Origin of the sequence: Actinoplanes sp. NPDC051470, assembly GCF_040682035.1 — a bacterium.
GTDB lineage: Bacteria > Actinomycetota > Actinomycetes > Mycobacteriales > Micromonosporaceae > Actinoplanes.
Window position 1 is genome coordinate 1 of sequence record NZ_JBFBAA010000065.1, and the last position, 16,912, is coordinate 16,912.

16 protein-coding genes and 1 riboswitch are annotated in these 16,912 nt (G+C 68.4%); of the genes, 11 read left to right on the forward strand and 5 right to left on the reverse strand.

Annotation, left to right across the window (positions count from 1 at the left end):
- Positions 1-220 precede the first annotated feature (220 nt).
- Complete coding sequence (locus tag AB0M54_RS47200; RefSeq protein WP_364479783.1) at positions 221-1,522, forward strand: M20/M25/M40 family metallo-hydrolase; 1,302 nt, start codon at positions 221-223, stop codon at positions 1,520-1,522.
- Here the strand turns inward: AB0M54_RS47200 and AB0M54_RS47205 are convergent.
- Both AB0M54_RS47205 and AB0M54_RS47210 read right to left on the reverse strand, forming a co-directional pair.
- Positions 1,505-2,677 carry an aminotransferase class V-fold PLP-dependent enzyme gene (locus AB0M54_RS47205; protein ID WP_364331796.1) on the reverse strand — a complete coding sequence of 391 codons (1,173 nt, stop codon included), beginning with the start codon at positions 2,675-2,677 and terminating at the stop codon, positions 1,505-1,507. The two genes, AB0M54_RS47200 and AB0M54_RS47205, sit on opposite strands and share 18 nt — an antisense overlap.
- A gap of 17 nt (positions 2,678-2,694) precedes the next feature.
- Positions 2,695-2,809, reverse strand: a riboswitch (SAM riboswitch).
- Positions 2,810-2,832: 23 nt separating this feature from the next.
- A complete protein-coding gene (locus AB0M54_RS47210) occupies positions 2,833-3,612 on the reverse strand; it encodes a DeoR/GlpR family DNA-binding transcription regulator (protein ID WP_364331799.1) in 780 nt (259 codons plus the stop codon).
- Between the two features lie 105 nt (positions 3,613-3,717).
- On the opposite strand from AB0M54_RS47210, the gene AB0M54_RS47215 reads away from it, so the two are divergent.
- The 5 genes from AB0M54_RS47215 (at position 3,718) to AB0M54_RS47235 (ending at position 9,088) form a co-directional block, all read left to right on the forward strand.
- A complete protein-coding gene (locus AB0M54_RS47215; protein WP_364479786.1) occupies positions 3,718-5,019 on the forward strand; it encodes an alpha-glucosidase/alpha-galactosidase in 1,302 nt (433 codons plus the stop codon).
- A 71-nt stretch (positions 5,020-5,090) separates the two neighbouring features.
- Positions 5,091-5,981: a sugar isomerase gene (locus tag AB0M54_RS47220; protein ID WP_364331805.1), complete on the forward strand. Its 891-nt coding sequence runs from the start codon at positions 5,091-5,093 to the stop codon at positions 5,979-5,981.
- Between the two features lie 20 nt (positions 5,982-6,001).
- On the forward strand, positions 6,002-7,318 hold the full coding sequence (locus AB0M54_RS47225) for an ABC transporter substrate-binding protein (protein WP_364479789.1): 1,317 nt from the start codon (positions 6,002-6,004) through the stop codon (positions 7,316-7,318).
- Position 7,319: 1 nt separating this feature from the next.
- The gene (locus tag AB0M54_RS47230; RefSeq protein WP_364331810.1) at positions 7,320-8,264 is read left to right on the forward strand and encodes a sugar ABC transporter permease; all 945 of its coding nucleotides are present in this window, start codon (positions 7,320-7,322) and stop codon (positions 8,262-8,264) included.
- Positions 8,264-9,088, forward strand: coding sequence for a carbohydrate ABC transporter permease (locus AB0M54_RS47235; RefSeq protein ID WP_364331813.1), 825 nt, complete (start codon positions 8,264-8,266; stop codon positions 9,086-9,088). Before AB0M54_RS47230 ends, AB0M54_RS47235 begins: the two co-directional genes overlap by 1 nt.
- A 342-nt stretch (positions 9,089-9,430) precedes the next feature.
- Here the strand turns inward: AB0M54_RS47235 and AB0M54_RS47240 are convergent, their stop codons facing one another.
- Positions 9,431-10,210: an SDR family NAD(P)-dependent oxidoreductase gene (locus AB0M54_RS47240; protein ID WP_285690537.1), complete on the reverse strand. Its 780-nt coding sequence runs from the start codon at positions 10,208-10,210 to the stop codon at positions 9,431-9,433.
- 123 nt (positions 10,211-10,333) lie between these two features.
- On the opposite strand from AB0M54_RS47240, the gene AB0M54_RS47245 reads away from it, so the two are divergent.
- A complete protein-coding gene (locus AB0M54_RS47245) occupies positions 10,334-11,164 on the forward strand; it encodes a LysR family transcriptional regulator (protein ID WP_364479792.1) in 831 nt (276 codons plus the stop codon).
- A gap of 408 nt (positions 11,165-11,572) precedes the next feature.
- A complete protein-coding gene (locus AB0M54_RS47250; protein ID WP_364479795.1) occupies positions 11,573-11,806 on the forward strand; it encodes a hypothetical protein in 234 nt (77 codons plus the stop codon).
- A gap of 114 nt (positions 11,807-11,920) precedes the next feature.
- Here AB0M54_RS47250 and AB0M54_RS47255 read toward each other — a convergent pair whose 3' ends face one another.
- A complete protein-coding gene (locus tag AB0M54_RS47255) occupies positions 11,921-12,517 on the reverse strand; it encodes a hypothetical protein (RefSeq protein ID WP_364479798.1) in 597 nt (198 codons plus the stop codon).
- A 79-nt stretch (positions 12,518-12,596) separates the two neighbouring features.
- Here AB0M54_RS47255 and AB0M54_RS47260 point away from each other — a divergent pair, with 79 nt between their 5' ends.
- Together AB0M54_RS47260 and AB0M54_RS47265 are read left to right on the forward strand one after the other, a co-directional pair.
- Positions 12,597-13,253 (forward strand): TetR/AcrR family transcriptional regulator, encoded by a 657-nt coding sequence (locus tag AB0M54_RS47260; RefSeq protein WP_364479801.1) that lies wholly within the window; start codon positions 12,597-12,599, stop codon positions 13,251-13,253.
- A gap of 92 nt (positions 13,254-13,345) precedes the next feature.
- Positions 13,346-14,770: an IS1380 family transposase gene (locus AB0M54_RS47265; RefSeq protein ID WP_364479804.1), complete on the forward strand. Its 1,425-nt coding sequence runs from the start codon at positions 13,346-13,348 to the stop codon at positions 14,768-14,770.
- A gap of 346 nt (positions 14,771-15,116) precedes the next feature.
- Here AB0M54_RS47265 and AB0M54_RS47270 read toward each other — a convergent pair whose 3' ends face one another.
- Entirely contained in the window at positions 15,117-15,620 is a 504-nt protein-coding gene (locus AB0M54_RS47270) for a hypothetical protein (RefSeq protein ID WP_364479807.1), read from the reverse strand.
- A gap of 299 nt (positions 15,621-15,919) precedes the next feature.
- On the opposite strand from AB0M54_RS47270, the gene AB0M54_RS47275 reads away from it, so the two are divergent.
- Positions 15,920-16,402, forward strand: a complete 483-nt coding sequence (locus tag AB0M54_RS47275; protein ID WP_364479810.1) for a hypothetical protein — start codon at positions 15,920-15,922, stop codon at positions 16,400-16,402.
- Positions 16,403-16,912 lie beyond the last annotated feature (510 nt).

Here is a 16,912-nt window from a genome sequence, read left to right on the forward strand (position 1 = left end):
AGATCGACACTTCGGAAAAGTCACAACCCGGACCCGCCAACCACCACCCTAAAACACCAACCCCCGACACCCCTTGACAGAGGGGCGCCGGGAGCTGCGGTCCGGGCCACCCACCCAGGTGCGACATCACGCTCTTGATCTTGGTTTGCGGCGATTGCGGTCGCGTCGAACCGGCTTTCCGGACCGCCCGCGCTTCACGGACGTCTGGGAAGCTGGCGGCATGAGCCCAGACGATGAAGTCGTCACCTTTGCGAGCGAGCTCATCGCCATCGACACCACCAACACGGCGGACGCCGGCGGGCCGGGGACCGAGCGGCCCGCCGCTGAGTACGTGGCGGGGAAGCTGGCCGAGGTGGGGTACGACGTGACATACGTCGAGTCGGGCGCCCGGGGCCGGGGGAATGTGATCGCCCGGCTGGCGGGGGCCGACCCCTCGCGTGGCGCCCTGCTTGTGCACGGGCACCTCGATGTGGTGCCGGCCGACGCGGCGGACTGGGCGGTGCACCCGTTCTCGGGGGAGGTTCGGGACGGCTACGTGTGGGGGCGCGGCGCGGTTGACATGAAGGGCGCGGTGGCCCAGACGCTGGCCGTGGCTCGGCAGTTCAAGCGGGACGGGGTGGTGCCGGCGCGGGATCTGATCTTCGCCTACGTAGCTGACGAGGAAGCCGGTGGCCTCAACGGGGCGTCGTGGCTGGTGGATCATCGGCCGGAGCTGTTCGAGGGGGCGACCGAGGCGATCAGTGAGGTCGGCGGCTTCTCGGTCACGGTCGGCGACAGCGCGCGGGCCTACCTGGTCGAGACGGCCGAGAAGGGCACCATGTGGCTGCGGCTGCACGCCCGGGGCACGGCGGGGCACGGCTCGCTGCTGCACACCGACAACGCGGTCGCCAAGCTGGCCGCGGCGGTCACCCGGCTGGATCAGCACCGGTTTCCGCTGGTGCTGACCGGGCCGGTCCGCGACCTGCTCACGGGGCTGTCGGAGATGACCGGGATCCCGTTCGACCCGGATGATCCGGAACCGTTCGTGGCGCGGCTCGGTCACCTGGCCCGGATGGTGGGGGCGACGCTGCGGGACACCACCACGGTCACGATGCTGGAGGCGGGATACAAGACCAACGTGGTGCCGTCGGTCGCGCACGCCACGGTGGACGCGCGGATGCTCCCGGGGCGGGACGAGGCCTTCAAGGAGGAGCTGGTCAAGGTGCTCGGGCCGGACGTCGAGCCGGAGTGGCACACGATGCCGGCGGTGGAGACGACGTTCGACGGGCGGCTGGTCGACGCGATGGCGGCGGCGATCGGGGCGGAGGACCCGGGCGCGCGGCTGCTGCCGTACATGCTGTCGGCCGGCACCGACGCGAAGTCGTTCCGGCGGCTGGGGATCCGGCACTTCGGGTTCGCGCCGTTACGGCTGCCGCCGGACCTGGACTTCGCGTCGCTGTTCCACGGGGTGGACGAGCGGGTGCCGGTGGACGGGCTGACCTTCGGCACCCGGGTGCTCGCCCGGTTACTGACGCAGGCCTAGCTCGGTCAGCGCCCGCACGAGCCGCTCGACGTCCTCGGTGGTCGAGCCGAGGCCGAAGCTGGCCCGTAGCAGTCCGCCGTTCTCGCAGGTCTGGGAGGTCGCGCCGGTCAGGCGCCGCACCAGCGGGTGGGCGCAGAACTGGCCCGCGCGCACCCCGATGCCGTAGTCGTCGGCCAGCTTCGCGGCGACCCCGGCCGGGTCGGGAACCACGAACGACGCGATGCCCACCCGCGGCGCCGCCCCGCCGAACAGGGTCACGCCGCCGAGGCCGTCGATGAGGCTCTGCTCGTGCTCCAGCAGGGCGGCCCGATCGGCGCGCAGCAGGGCCGCGCAGACGGCGCCGAGCGAAACCGCGCCCAGCAGGTTCGGGGTGCCGCCCTCGTGCCGGGCCGGGCCGGTGGTCCAGGTGACGTCGGCCGGGTCGTCGCCGACCGCCGCGCTCGCCCCGCCGCCACGCAGGTAAGGCTCGGCAGCGTCCAGCCAGTCGCCGCGCCCGGCCAGCACACCGGCCCCGAACGGGGCGTACAGCTTGTGACCGGACAGCGCGAGATAGTCGGCGCCGAGATCATCGAGATCGACGGGTACGTGCGGAGCGAGCTGCGCGGCGTCGACCACGACCCGGGCGCCGTGCCGGTGGGCGACGTCGGCGAGCCGGCGCACCGGCCAGATCTCCCCGGTCACGTTGCCTGCCCCGGTGATCGCGACCAGCACGTTCTTGCCCAGATTTTCCAGGGTGGCGTCGAGCGCGGCGACGGCGGCGTCCGGCGAGGACGGCGACGGGATGCGGACGGCCGCGGGCCAGGGCAGCAGGTTGGCGTGGTGCTCGCCGTCGAAGACGACCGTCGTGGTGCCGGCGGGCAGGGCCCGGGCCAGCAGGTTCAGCGCGTCGGTGGTGTTGCGGGTGAAGATCACGTGGTCGCCGGGGCGGGCGCCGACGAACTCGGCCACCGTGTCGCGGGCCCGCTCGTACTCCAGGGTCGAGGTCTGTGACCGGAGCCCGGTGCCCCGGTGCACGCTGCCGTAGAACGGGAGGAGGGCGTTCACCGCGTCGGCCGCGGCGCGGACACAGGGCGCTGAGGCGGCGTAGTCGAGGTGGGTGAAGTCGGGGGTGAGCCCGACGACGTCGAGTTCGGTGGACAGGAGGGTGGCGGACATGGATGCACCTCCGGGAGGGTCCGCGCTTGCCCACGCCGGTTGACGCGAGCCTGGTCTTCACCCGGGGCACCCCATCGCGAACGCAAGGGTTGCCGGCCAGCGAGCCGGGGCTTTCCGCTGGCACTCATGACCTGTCGCCGAGATTAGCAGAGCCGTCAGCTCGCGACGACGACCTCGGTGCCCATCCGGCGAATGGCCTCGACGCCGGCCTCGTCGGCGCTGGAGTCGGTGACCAGGGTGGCCACGTCGGTGACGGCGCAGATGCCGGCCAGGCAGATGCGGCCGATCTTGGAGCCGTCGGCGACCACGATGACCTTGTCGGCGCGGCGGATCATGGTGGCGTTGGTGTTCGCCTCGATCTCGTCGTGGGTGGTCAGGCCGCCGCGGGCGCTGATGCCGTCGACGCCGACCACGGCGACCGCCATGTTCAGGCCCTGGAGCGCCTGGTCGGCGATCGGGCCGACCAGCTCGTAGCTCTGGGTGCGGGACACGCCGCCGGTCATGATCAGTTTGAGCCGGGGGCGCAGCGCCAGCTCGGCCGCGATGTTCAGGGCGTTGGTCACCACGGTCAGGTCGACCCGCTCGGCGAGCAGGCGGGCCAGCAGGTGGGTGGTGGTGCCGCCGGTCAGGCCCAGGGTGAGCGGGCCCTTCGGCAGGATGCGCGCGACGGTCCGGGCGACCAGCGCCTTCTCCTCGCGGTGCTGGCCGACCCGGTAGCGCACCGGCAGCTCGTAGGCCACATCGACGGCGACCGCGCCGCCGTGCGTACGCGACAGCAGCCGTTGATCCTCCAGAACCTGGAGGTCGCGCCGGATCGTTGCGGGTGAGACCTTGAACTCGCCGGCCAGGTGACCGGCGTCGACCGAGCCGTGGCTGGCGACGCGTTCCAGGATCGCGGACACCCGATCGGCGCGGCGCAGGGTGCTCGGCGGCATGTGCAACTCCCAGGGTTGATCAAACGCGCAGTCAGGCTAGTTCGTTTTCAAGCGATAAACCAGATCTGCTTGCGCGTTCGCAACCTTCGTCACGAGAATCCGCCCATGACTGTGATCACTTTCCTCGGCGCGGGCAGCGTGGTGTTCACCCGTGAACTGCTCGCCGACATCCTTTCCTTCGCCGAATTACGCGAGGTCACGCTCTCGCTGCACGACATCGACCCGGAGCGCCTGGAGACGGCGGAGGCGATCGCCCGGCGTACCGCGGAGCAGCTGGGCGCCAAGCCGGTGATCACCGCCAGCCTGGACCGGCGGGCCTCGCTGGACGGCGCCGACTTCGTGATCAACGCGATCCAGGTCGGCATGCACGCGGCGACCGTGAAGGACTTCGAGATCCCGGCGAAGTACGGCCTGCGCCAGACCATCGCCGACACGCTCGGCGTCGGCGGCATCTTCCGGGCCCTGCGCACGTTCCCGGTGCTCGACGGGATCGCCCGCGACATGCTGGAGATCTGCCCGGACGCGTGGCTGCTGAACTACACCAATCCGATGGCCATGAACATCGGTTACCTGGCCGCGGCGCAGCCCCGCCTGAAGGCCGTCGGCCTCTGCCACTCGGTCTTCTGGACCGTGCACGACCTGGGCAACCTGCTCGGCGTCCCGCACCAGGAGATCGACTACACCGGCGCCGGCGTGAACCACCAGGCGTGGCTGCTGCGGTTCGAGCACAACGGCGAGTCGCTCTACCCGCGCCTGGACGAGCTGCTCGAGCGGGAGCCCGAGCTGCGACGACGGGTCCGGATGGACATGTACCGGCGGCTGGGCTACTTCCCCACCGAGACCAGCGAGCACTCGTCCGAGTACCTGCCCTGGTACCTGCACCTCGACGACGAGATCGAGCGGCTGCGCATCCCGGTCGGCGACTACCTGCGGATCAGCGCCGGCAACGTGGAGGAGTACCACGCCACGCGCGCGTCGTTGCGGGCCGGCGAGCCGCTGGACGTCAGCCGGGACGCCACCGAGTACGCCCCGCAGGTCATCCACAGCATGGTCACCGGGCAGCTCCGCCGCATCCACGGCAACGTGGCCAACCACGACCTGATCAGCAACCTGCCGAGCGGCTACGCGGTCGAGGTGCCGTGCGTGGTCGACCATCTCGGCGTACGCCCGGAGCGGGTCGGCGCCCTGCCGCCGCAGTGCGCCGCGCTGAACCGCAGCTTCGTCTCGGTCGGCCAGCTGACCGTGGCCGCGGCGATCGAGAACGACCCGCGCAAGATCCGCCAGGCGGCCATGGTCGACCCGAACACCGCGGCCACGCTCAGCGTCGACGCGATCTGGGACTTGTGCAACGAGTTGGTGGCGGCGCATCGTGAACTTCTGCCGACTGCGCTGCGGGTCACGGTGTAACGCTCAATACAGGATGTTCGTTTGTCGCCGGGATCTTGTTAAGCGATCACAAACGAGCATAATCCTCGAACATGACTCACACGTCCTCGGAGATTGCCAGCCAGCCCGACGTCTGGGAACAGGCACTCGGGCTGGCCGGGGAGGCCACCGCGGCACTGGCCGCGCCCGGTGAACGCATGCTGATCATGGGGTGCGGCACCTCCTGGTTCGTCGCGCAGAGCATGGCCGAGCTGCGCGAGAATGCCGGGCTCGGCGAGACCGACGCGATCTGCGCGTCCGAGTACGTCCCGCGCCGCCGCTACGACCGCATCGTCGCCGTCACCCGGTCCGGCACCTCCACCGAGGTGCTGGAGGCGCTCCGCCAGGCCCCGGCGGACGCGCACAAGGTCGTCATCACCGCGGTTCCCGGGATGCCGGTCGACGGGCTCACCGACACCCGGCTGCTGCTCGACTTCGCCGACGAGCGGAGCGTCGTGCAGACCCGCTTCCCGACCACCGTGCTGGCGCTCGCCCGGGCCGCGTTCGGCGAGGACCTCGCCGGGCTGGCCGCGGACGGGCGCAAGGCGCTCACCGCCGACCTGCCGGCCGACCCGCAGAACATCGAGCACCTGGTCTTCCTGGGCACCGGCTGGACCGTCGGGCTGGCCCACGAGGCCGCCCTCAAGGTTCGCGAGGCCGCCCAGGCGTACTCCGAGTCCTACCCGGCCGGCGACTTCCGGCACGGACCGGTGGCGGTGGCCGGGCGTAACAGCATCGTCTGGTCGTTCGGCGACGTGCCGGCCGGCCTCGACGACGTGGCCCGGGGCGCGGGCGCCACCGCGTACCGCGATCGCCTCGACCCGCTCGCCCAGCTCGTCCTCGCCCAGCGCTTCGCGCTGGCCCTCGCCGCACACCGCGGCCTCGATCCCGACCGCCCCCGATTGCTCACCCGGTCGGTCGTCCTGACGGACGCAGTGGCCTGACGAAATTGAGGTAATTGCCGATGACGACACCCCTCCGCCGCGGCCGCCTGCTCCTGGGCGGGCTCAGCGCGACACTTCTTCTCCTGTCCGCCTGCATGGGCGGATCGACCGACGATGGCAAGGACGCCGCCGCGGGGTACGACCCCAACGCTAAAGTCGAGATCACCTGGTGGACGGGACAGACCACCGAGGCGCAGAAGGTGGCGGAGGGACTGGCCGCCGAATACTCCAAGGCGCACCCGAACGTGACCATCAAGGCCGCGCCGGGCGCACCCACCACCGACGACCTGCTGACCAAGCTGTCGGCCGGCTTCACCGGGGGCAGCTACCCCGACATCTCGTACGCCTTCGGCAGCTGGGCCGGTGACCTGGGCGCGAGCGGGAAGACGCAGGACCTGACGTCGTTCGTCAACGAGCCGTCGTTCGGCTGGAACGAGTTCTCCCCGGCGGCCCGCGAGGTGGCCACGGCCAAGGGCAAGGTGATCGGCGTGCCGGCGCTGGTGGACAACCTGGCCGTGATCTACAACAAGAAGCTGTTCGACCAGGCCGGCCTGGCGTACCCCAAGGACGACTGGTCCTGGGAGGACTTCCGCACCACCGCGAAGAAGCTGACCATCCCGGCCAAGAACCAGTACGGCACCGCGTACTCGGTCTCCGGCAGCGAGGACACCACCTGGCACCTGTGGCCGCTGCTGTGGCAGAACGGCGGCGAGATCCTGGACGGCACCAAGCCGGCCTTCAACTCCGACGCCGGCGTGAAGTCGCTCGAGACGCTGCGGCAGATCGCGGTCGACGACAAGTCGATGTACCTGGACCAGACCGACGAGAAGTACGGCCCGCTGTTCAACAGCGGCCGGGTCGGCATGATGATCTCGGGCCCGTGGTCGCTGCTCGACCTGAAGACGGCCAAGCTCGACTACGACGTGGCCCTGCTGCCCGGCACCAACGGCGACCACACCACCGTCTCCGGCCCCGACCTGTGGGTGCTCTTCGACCACCAGGACGCCAACCGGGCCGGCGCCACCCGCGACTTCGCCAAATGGCTGACCAGCGCGGAAACCGACGCCAAGTGGAACCTGGCCGTGGGTAACCTGCCGTTGCGGGACACGGAGAAGACCTCCGAGGCGTTCAAGAAGTACACCGCGGAGTACAAGGGCGGCCAGAAGTTCTTCGACAACCTGCAGAACGCCAAGAAGGCGCGTCCGACCGTCGCGGGCTACGAGGTGTTGTCCCGCAACGTCGGCGACGCGATCGCCCAGGTGCTGCAGGGCAAGGCGCAGCCCAAGGAGGCCCTCGACGCGGCGGCGAAGAAGTCCGCCGACGCCGTGGAGGAGTGAGATGGCGCTGACCTTCGCCGCAACGCCGCGGTCCGCGGCACCGGCCGGTCACCGGCGGCGCGACCCGCGCCGCCGGGCGCTGTCCCGCCACCTGACCGGCTGGGCGTTCGCCGGGCCGGCCACCTTGATCGTGGTCGGGCTGTCGCTGTTCCCCGCGGTCTGGGCGTTCTTCATCTCCCGGGCCAAGTGGAACGGCATCGCGCCGGCCACGATGGTCGGATGGCAGAACTACGAGCGGCTGGCCCAGGATCCCGACATGGCCGCGGCGGCCCAGCACACGCTGCTGCTGACCGCGCTGTTCGTACCCGCCTCGATCGTCGTCGGCATGCTGGTGGCGGTCGCGCTGAACCAGAAGATCCGGCTGATCGGCTTCTACCGCACCTGCATCTTCGTGCCGTACGTCGCGTCCGCGGCGGCCACCGGCATCCTGGCCGGCTTCGTCTTCAACCCGCAGTTCGGCGCGGCCAACGAGATCCTCCGGCGCGTCGGCATCCCCGCCCAGCAGTTCCTGGAGAGCCCCAACCAGGCGATGTACATCATCTGCGTCATCGCGCTGTGGGGCGAGATCGGCTTCACCGCGGTCATCTACCTGGCCGCCCTGCAGGACATCCCGAAGGAGCTGGTCGAGGCGGCGCGCACCGACGGCGCCTCCCCGTGGCGGATCTTCTGGCACGTCACCCTGCCCGAACTCCGGCCGGTCACGGTCTTCACCGCGATCTGGCAGACGATCACCGCGCTGCAACTGTTCGACCTGATCTACACGACCACCCGCGGCGGCCCGCTGAACAGCACCCAGACCGTCGTCTACTACATCTACGAGCTGGCGTTCCAGACTCAGAGGCTGGGGTACGGAGCGGCCGCCGCGTACCTGCTCTTCGCGGTCACGCTGCTGCTGTCCCTGCTGGTCATCTGGTACGGGCGCCGCCGCGGCACGGAGGCGTTCTGATGCGACGAAGGCTTCCCTTCAGCCCCTGGCACCTGCTGCTGATGCCGATGGCGCTGATCTTCGTGCTGCCGCTCATCCAGATGGTGCTGACGTCCTTCATGTCCACCGCCGAGATCAACCAGTTCCCGCCCAAGCTGCTACCCACCACCGGCCTGCACCTGGAGGGCTACAAAGGACTGCTGACCGAGACGCCGGTGGTGCGCTGGCTGGCCAACACGGTCCTGGTGTCGGCCATCGCGGTGGCCTCCCACCTGGTCCTGTGCTCGCTCGCCGGCTACGGCTTCGCGAGGCTCAAGTTCGCCGGCCGCGGCCTGGCCTTCGTGCTGATCCTGGCCACGGTCATGATCCCGATCCAGCTGCTGATGATCCCGACCTACCTGATGTTCGCCCGGGCCGGCATCGTCGACACCCTGGCCGCGGCGTTCGTGCCCTGGCTGGCCTCGGCGTTCGGCATCTTCCTGATGAGACAGTTCTTCCTGGGGCTGCCGGTCGAACTCGAGGAGGCGGCCCGGCTGGACGGGGCGTCGACGCTGCGCACGTTCATCAGCGTGGTGCTGCCGCTGGCCCGCCCGGCGATGGCCACGCTGGCCGTCTTCACGTTGCTGTCCAGCTGGAACGACCTGCTGTGGCCGCTGGTGGCGATCAGCGACGACGCCAAGTTCACCATGCAGGTGGGGCTGGCCAGCTTCCAGGGCACCCGACGCACCGAGTGGGCGGAGCTGATGGCCGGCAACGTGATCGCGACGATGCCGTTGATCATCGCGTTCCTGATCGCCCAGAAGAAGTTCATCGCCACCATGACCTTCACCGGATTGAAAGGCTGAACCTCAGGATCAAGAGCCTGTCGTAGGTGGGTGGTGGGTGCTGATCGCTGCTCCCGCCGAGGGCCCGTCCGGGCGGCCGCACGCTTCGCTTCCGCGGCCGCCCTCCCGGCGACGTGCGTGAGGGGTCACCCTTCGTCGCTGCGCGACAAACCCCCGACGCCGGCGCGGGCTTTGGGTCGGGTCTTTTCAGAGTGGGTTCAACCCTGCCAGGCTTCACAGCGCCCATGAGTCTGAATGGATAAGAGGTCGGGTGCCCTTCCACCTTCGAGCGGGTGGGCCATGCCCCAAAAGGACAAGAACCAGGTGCTCGCTACCAGCTGGTCACAGCCCACCCTGCGTGCGTCAGACGGCTTTCACCGCGCCTGCCGTCACGGTCCAGTTCTCGCCGATCGCACTCGAGCAGACCGGGGAGGCGAGTAACAGCACCGCAGGGGCGACCTCCTCCGGCTCGGCCAGCCTGCCTGTCAGCATGCCGCCCTGGGACGGCAGTACTTCGAGCAGGGCGCTGTGCTCCATGCCCAAATGTTTCGCAAGGTTGGCGACGTAGCCATCCGGACCCTCCTGGCTGTAACCGCGTACCCCGGAGGGGGTGACGGTATTGACCCGGACGCCCTGAGGTGCCAACTTCTCCGCCAGTCCCCGCGACAACGAATTGAGGGCCGCCTTCGCGGCGGCGTACGGCATAGGAGCCGCGCCGGGCCGCAACGCAGCGTCTGAGCTGATGTTGACGATGGCCCCGCGTGCCTGCGTCAGTGCCGGCAACGCGGCGCGGATCGTACGCACGGCCGCGGACAGGTTCAGCGCGAACAGGTCCGCCCAGACTTCGTCGTCTCCGTCGAGGGGGTCGTCGAAGGCGGCGGCCGGCGGGTTGCCGCCGCCGACATTGTTGACGAGGACGTCGAGGTGGGGGCCGGCCGCGCGAACCATCTGCCGTGGCCCGTCCGGGTCGGAAAGGTCAGCGGCGATGAAGGTGGCCTCGGTGGCGTCGAGCTCGGGGGTGCTGTGCCGGGCGACGGCGACTACCGTGGCGCCCTCGGCGAGGAAGGCCTTGACGATGCCGAGGCCCAGGCCCTTGCTGGCGCCGGTGACGAGGACACGTTTGCCCTTCAGCTCCAGATTCATGATTGGTAACTCCCATCGAGCGAAGGTGACGCCTTATCCTTGCGTCGCATCAGCTGGCATCCAATGCCAGCAGAGCAGCCAACCAATGCCGCGCGGTTATCAATCGCAGGTAGAGTCGCCGCCGTGGAGACGCGTGAACTGCGGTACTTCGTCGCCGTCGCCGAGGAGTCGAACTACGGGCGGGCAGCCAAGCGGCTTGGCATCGCGCAACCGGCACTGACCCGGACCGTGCAGAAGATCGAGCGTCACCTCGGCACAAAGCTGTTCGAGCGCACCGGCCGTACGGTCGCCCTCACCCGAGCCGGCTCGGTGCTGTTGCATGAGGGCCGCAACGCCTTGGACGCGGTGGAAGCAGCCGCCCGCCGCACCCGCCGGGCTGGAGAACGGACCGGCCTGATGCTGGTCACCCGGGCCGGGGTCGCCGTCGACTTGCTGGCGCAGCTGCTCGACGCGTACGCCGCCGAGCCGGACGCGGTCACCGTCGAGGTGGCCATGGTCCAGCCCGGGGGCGCCGAGCCGGAGCAGATGCTGCGCGACGGACGTGCCGACGTCGCTGTCCTGCAGGAGCGGTGTTACTCCGCAACCGGCCTCGAACACGAGGTGATCGCCGTCGAGGGTCAGATGGCGGTCCTGCCTGTCGGTCATCCGTTGGCTGCCCGGGCCACGCTGACCTCGGACGAGCTTCCCGGGTTGCCGCGACCCCGCTGGCCGCTCGCCGACGGCACCTATCCGGACGGCCCAGGGCCGGCCATCCGCGACGCGACGGAGCTGTTCCAACTGATCGCACTCGGCCGCGCCTGCGCCGTCCTGCCCGAGTCGGCCCGCCCGTCCCTGACCAGCGGCGTCGTCTCGGTCCCGGTGACCGATGCCCCGCCGATCACGACGCACCTCGTCTGGCCGTCTCGGAGCCGGTCGCGGGAGGTCGCCGCGCTCGTCAGACTGGCCACCTGGTAGACCCAGCGGTACTGAGCCGGGGCGGGCCAACGGGATTCGCCGTCACCGTCGCTCAGATCGGCGACCGCGGCGAAGTACGGCCGATCACCATCTGAACCCGCTCGGGCGCTCACGCACCCGCCACAGCTGGCATCGGCGCCAAGCGGGGGCGGGGCTCCTCGGCGCTGAGGCCAGGTCCCTCGCACACGGCGCGATCCGCCGCGATCGGCTCTGATCCCGGGCTGACCGGGCAGATCCCGCTTCCCTTCGAGGCCCGCCCATCCGTCGGATCCGTCTCCTGCGGCCGTAACCCGTAGCCTCGAAATCGGCCGAATCGTGGCGATTGCCGCTGGCAGAACGCTATTTCGCTGATTCGCGAACGGCGGTCGCGCCTTCCAGAAGGAGGCACTGAAATGGGTGAGTCCCCACGTGTTCCGCAAGACCGTCGCTACCGTCCTGAGCGGACAAGGCCTGGTCACCGAAGCCGCCGCCCAGCTCGGGCACGCCGACGAGAGCACGACCAGGAAGTTCTACGTCCAGATGCCTTCGACCGCCCCCGACGTTAGCCACGCTCTGGAGATCCTGATCCGCGCAGACGAGCTCAGCATCGAGCCGGCGGCCGAGCCTTCGCAGCACCTTGAGACGACAGACTACACAGAGTGACGGCCGGCGTGCCGGGCGGTAACCGGATCTGCCGACCTCGGCTATTCAGACAGGTTGACCGCGTGTTGGGGCTGATACAGGAAAGGTGCACCTGATCTGCGAGGATTTGATTGCCTAGATCAAGTTCTCGCGGGAAACAGGGGCACCTTTCTGGTGAGTTCGGAAGTACCTTCTCGCCGATGGCGCTGCGAGCAAGACAATCACGACGACCGAACCCACGGTGGTCAGCATGAGCTTGGCGATGGTCGCGGCGGGCAACCAGCCGGGCATCGCGTCGGCGGCCGCATCGACCAAGGCGGGCACATCGACGCGCGCGAGCGCGGGATCACCGAAGCGCTTGATTGACGACTCCAGCAGCTGCGTGGTGAACAGTTGCCCCGGGATGATGACGACACCCATGGCGAACAGGATCGGGTGGAAGATCCACGAAAGGATCCGGCCGATCCGCTTGCCGGCCAGGTTGAGCATCGCCAGGGTCACCAGGATCAGCACCAGCACGATCGCCAGCGTTTCGCTTCCGCCGAAGTCGATGCCATGCAGTATCAGGATCTCGGCGGGGAGCCCCTGACGCACGACTTCCGCCTCGGCGGCATGCTGTGCGGCTGCCCCGAAGCGAAGCACCACATAGGTGCCGAGCAGGAACGGCACGACGGTCAACAACTGCAACGCCACGGCGATGATCACACTGCGCGGTCTGCTGCTCATGATCATCCTCCGAGGAAAAAGTTGAACTAAGTGCAAAAAGTACGGCGTCTTTGAGCTAAGTGCAACTTCGCTCATACATTGGGGTGTGCTGACCAGAGACCAGATCGTCCGGGCCGCCATCGAGGTCCTGGATGCCGAAGGCGTCGCGGGTTTGAACATGCGGCGGCTCGGTGCCCAGCTCGGTTCGGCGGCCACGGCGATGTACCACCACGTCGAGAGCAAGGAGCAACTGGTGGTCCTCGCCGCCGATCACGTCTTCAGCGAGATTGCCCTACCCGACCTGCACACGACCAAGTGGCGGGATGCGGCGGCGGCGCTGGCCCGGGGCGCCTACGCGATGATCACCCAGCATTTCTGGTTGATCCCGGCGATGAGCACCCACCTCATCTACGGCCCCGGCAAGGCCCGCTACGACGAGCACTGCCTCACCGTCTACGAAACCGCGGGCTTCAGCGAGCAGGACGCCGACCAGGCCGCCGCCACGGTCCTGATGTTCGTGATCGGCGCGGCACTGGGCGAGGTCGCGCAATCGGCCTGGCGCGCGCGACTACGCCACACCGGCATGAACGAGGAAGAACAACTGCACAAGGCCATCGCGTACATCCATGAGGTCGCACAGCAATTCCCACGATTGCGGGCCCGCGCCTCGTCCCGACTCGACGCCATCACCCAGCCCACCGAGCCCGCCTTCGAGTTCGGCCTGCGGACCGTCCTCGACGGCTTGGAGGCACAAATCCGCTGACCTCGGTGTTGTTTTTTCGTCAAGAACCGGGGTCCCGGCGTTGTTTTGATTGCCTAGATCAAGTTTTCGCGGGAAACAGGGGCACCTTTCTGGTGAGCAAGCGTAACGGTTGGCACGAGAAGCTGTCGGTGGGCACCTCGGGTAAGGGTCTGGTCGGTCACGCCGGGGCGGTGCTGTTGCGTCGCTGCGCCGACCGGGTGGGGTTGACCGCCGCGTTGGGTGCTGTGTTCACGGCCGGTAAAGGCCCGGGATGGTGGGATCGGGGTGTGGTTCTGGTCGATCTCGCGGTCGCGGTCACCCTCGGGGCGGTGTGCCTGTCTGACATCGATCTTCTCGCCCATCAGGCCGGAGTGTTCGGTGACCCGCCGTCGGATTCCACTGCCCGGCGGATGCTGGATGGCATCGACGAGACCGGGCTGGCCCGGATCGGTAAGGTCCGGGCGCGGGTACGCCGGCAGGTGTGGCATCTGCTCGCGTTGCGTCCGGGCGGGTTCCCGTGGCTGTGCGTGACCGGGAAGCTGTTGACCGGGTGGGTCGTGATCGACCTGGACGCCACGCTGATCACCGCGCACAGCGTCAAGGCCGGGGCGGCGGCGACGTTCAAGAGGGGCTACGGCTTTCACCCCCTCGCCGCCTGGTGCGCCAACACCCGGGAGTCCCTGGCGATGCTGCTACGCCCTGGCAACGCCGGATCGAACACGGTGGCGGACCACATTCGGGTGCTGACCGACGCGATCGGGCAGATCCCGCCCGGTGCGCGGGCGAAGATCCTGATCCGCATCGACGGTGCCGGCGCCGCTCACGACCTCCTGACCCACATCGAAGCGCTCAACACCCCTCGGCGCACCGTGCGGTACACCGTCGGGTGGACGATCACCGACGCCGACGAGACCGCCATCGCCGCCCTGCCCGCCGATGTCTGGACCGCCGCCCTACGTCAGGACGGCACCGTGCAACCCGAGACGGGCGTCGCCGAACTCACCGGACTGAACACCCGCCAAGGCTGGCCGGCCAGCCAACGTCTGATCGTGCGGCGGACCCGGCCCGCCGCCCGGCACCGGGCCCACCTCACCGCCCTGGAACGGTCCACCGGATGGCGCTACGCCGTCGTGGCCACCAACATCAGCCGCATCCACGGCCTGCCGGGATCACACCATCCGCAGTGGATCGATGTGCTGCACCGAAGCCACGCCACGGTCGAGGACCGGGTCCGCACGAACAAGGCCATGGGCCTGCGGAACCTGCCATCGAAATCCTGGACCGTCAACCGCGGCTGGGTCCTCACCTGCAATCTCGCCGCCGACCTCGACGCCTGGACCCGGCTGCTCGGCCTGCACGACCAGCCCGATCTCCGCGACGCCGAACCCGGCACGCTGCGTTACCGGCTCTGGCACCTGCCCGCGAAACTCACCCACCACGCCCGCCGGCGGTGGCTGACCATCAGCGCAACCTGGCCCTGGCGCGACGCGTTCGCCCTGTGCTGGCACCGCCTCAACACCCTGCCCACCCCGACCTGAGCGCCACCACCTGCACCAACCACCCGGAAAGGAGGCCAGACCGGGGCCAGGAGACCCGGCGCCCACGCGGCGACACGCGCCAGCCCGACCTCCGCACCGGGGGACAAACCGGGCAAACCAAATCACCTACGAGGGGATCAACCGCTCTGACGAATCGAGGCCGATGAGAATGCACCGTGGCGCAGCGCCCTTCCTCTAGTCTAGTCGCTCAAATACTCGTGCCCCTGCACTGGCGGACAGTGGGCCGAAACGATCAATGAAGTTCTTGGCCACTTCTCGATTATCGGTACCCGTAGCATTGATGATTCGTATCGGTGAAGCGCGGGTCCAAGAATGTTTCCGAACGTTAGCGGTCACGGTCCAAATTCGGACGCGAATGAGGTTCGATGTCATCTGCGATACTCTCGCGCATCAGCATCGCCAAATCTGGATACTCGGTGGGCTTGGTCGAGACTTCCTGCCGTATCGGCTGCGACAAGCGAAGCATTCGCACACACGCTTCCTCCCACTCCCGCCCTGATTGGGTCTGGGGAATGGTCGTGTGGAGGAAGACCCCGATTGTCAGTACGTCGCTATACATCGAAGCTAGGAGCCGCATCCGCGATTTCTCGTCCTCAGACAGATCCGGTCTAATCGCTTCGCCGTCACGAAAGTGGGGAAGCAGGCGGGGCTCCTTCAGAAGCAAGGCTTGCACGCTGTGCAGCCAGTTAAACAAGTTCTGCAGAGTAGCTGCACCTGCCGTTGCATTCTGCAAGGCCGTCTGGCGAGCAAGTAGCCGAGCCTGCCACCCAGAAAAGATCAAGGCTGCGGCGGCGATAAGGATGCCGACGATCGCGAGAATGATGGTCATATGCCCCCCTTATGGTGTCAGGGTCTCAGGTCGCCGCAACACAGATATTGCCGCTGGCATTGCCCGGACGGTGGCGGAGCATAAGCGAGCGGGACTTGGCCCCGATTCAGACGGGGGTCGTCCTGCGGCCCAGCTACGGTACGGCTGGCCGGGAGCACCGCCACCCAGCAATGCGCTCCCGGTCGCCGGATACCACTGCATGATCAGGCGCGCTGATCTGCCACACCGCTCGCCGCCTGGTCAAGTGGCGGCGCGTCAAGTGGCAGGATGGCTTGATGCCTACGGATTCAGATCGGTCGTTGGCCGCGATCGAGCTCGCCGACCTGCATCGACTGGCCACGCTGGCTACCGACGCAGAGGCGGCCTTGTTCAGCCAGCATCCGCAGGGCTCCGGCCGCTATGCCGGCCGCCTGTTGGGCCGGGCTCTGTGTCAGGGCGCTGCATTGCACTACCTGGATGAGAAAAACGGGGTCAAGGACTTCGATGTCTGGTCCTTCTACGCTGGGTACGGCGACTGGCCCTTCCCTGCGCGGTGGCGCGGAACGCGCGACTTCGGACCCTCAAAGTTTGGGCGATACCCGAGCGACTCGCCGAACTACTCGGGTCGACGTGTCGATCTTCTCGGACGATCGCTTCCCGTCCCGCTCGGTACCGATCCGGCAGAGGCTCTGCGCCAGTATCTCGCAGCCCGCCGGACCGCCTCCGCAAAGGCTCTGGCGGCCAAGGCAGTGATATTGATTGACCCTCTCGACCGCGCAGGCGAAGTCGTCTGGCCCGTCTAATCGAAGGCTGACGCCCGCTCATTCCGCGATCCGCTGCACGGCTGATTGGTGGCAATCGTATGGTCGCGCCACCAGGGGCCTTGTCGACCGGCAACATCAAGGGAACGTGTAGCCCGGCGCACGAGCGGCACGCACCACGTCGGGTGCCTCAGGCTCGGCGTGCTCGATCTCGTATCTGCACTCGCCGCAACCTCGGTCGGCGTGGTGTTCCCGTCAGTCGTGTCGGCACTCGGCACAAACGCCGTACGGGGCGCGGCACTCGCGTCGCTGCTTGAGATCGCGGAAGCGGCCCACCAGCCAGCTCATCCGCTCCATTCCGAGACGGTAACGAGCTGCTGATGGAAAGCTTTGCTCACTTCCGTCCCGCTCCACCTTCGGGATAGCCTGCCCGATAGTGGCTGCGGTAGCCGGCGCACTGATCTGCCGTTGCGACACGAGGTCGCACTTTGCGAGTGGACTCGCAGTTAGGAGGGTCGACATGGTGTCGGCTGTGTAGTTCCGGGCGCGTGC

Coding starts and splice junctions, on each gene's coding strand:
- AB0M54_RS47200 (WP_364479783.1), top strand. CDS start 221: ATGAGCCCAGACGATGAAGTCGTCACCTTTGCGAGCGAGCTCATCGCC.
- AB0M54_RS47205 (WP_364331796.1), bottom strand. CDS start 2,677: ATGTCCGCCACCCTCCTGTCCACCGAACTCGACGTCGTCGGGCTCACC.
- AB0M54_RS47210 (WP_364331799.1), bottom strand. CDS start 3,612: ATGCCGCCGAGCACCCTGCGCCGCGCCGATCGGGTGTCCGCGATCCTG.
- AB0M54_RS47215 (WP_364479786.1), top strand. CDS start 3,718: ATGACTGTGATCACTTTCCTCGGCGCGGGCAGCGTGGTGTTCACCCGT.
- AB0M54_RS47220 (WP_364331805.1), top strand. CDS start 5,091: ATGACTCACACGTCCTCGGAGATTGCCAGCCAGCCCGACGTCTGGGAA.
- AB0M54_RS47225 (WP_364479789.1), top strand. CDS start 6,002: ATGACGACACCCCTCCGCCGCGGCCGCCTGCTCCTGGGCGGGCTCAGC.
- AB0M54_RS47230 (WP_364331810.1), top strand. CDS start 7,320: ATGGCGCTGACCTTCGCCGCAACGCCGCGGTCCGCGGCACCGGCCGGT.
- AB0M54_RS47235 (WP_364331813.1), top strand. CDS start 8,264: ATGCGACGAAGGCTTCCCTTCAGCCCCTGGCACCTGCTGCTGATGCCG.
- AB0M54_RS47240 (WP_285690537.1), bottom strand. CDS start 10,210: ATGAATCTGGAGCTGAAGGGCAAACGTGTCCTCGTCACCGGCGCCAGC.
- AB0M54_RS47255 (WP_364479798.1), bottom strand. CDS start 12,517: ATGATCATGAGCAGCAGACCGCGCAGTGTGATCATCGCCGTGGCGTTG.
- AB0M54_RS47270 (WP_364479807.1), bottom strand. CDS start 15,620: ATGACCATCATTCTCGCGATCGTCGGCATCCTTATCGCCGCCGCAGCC.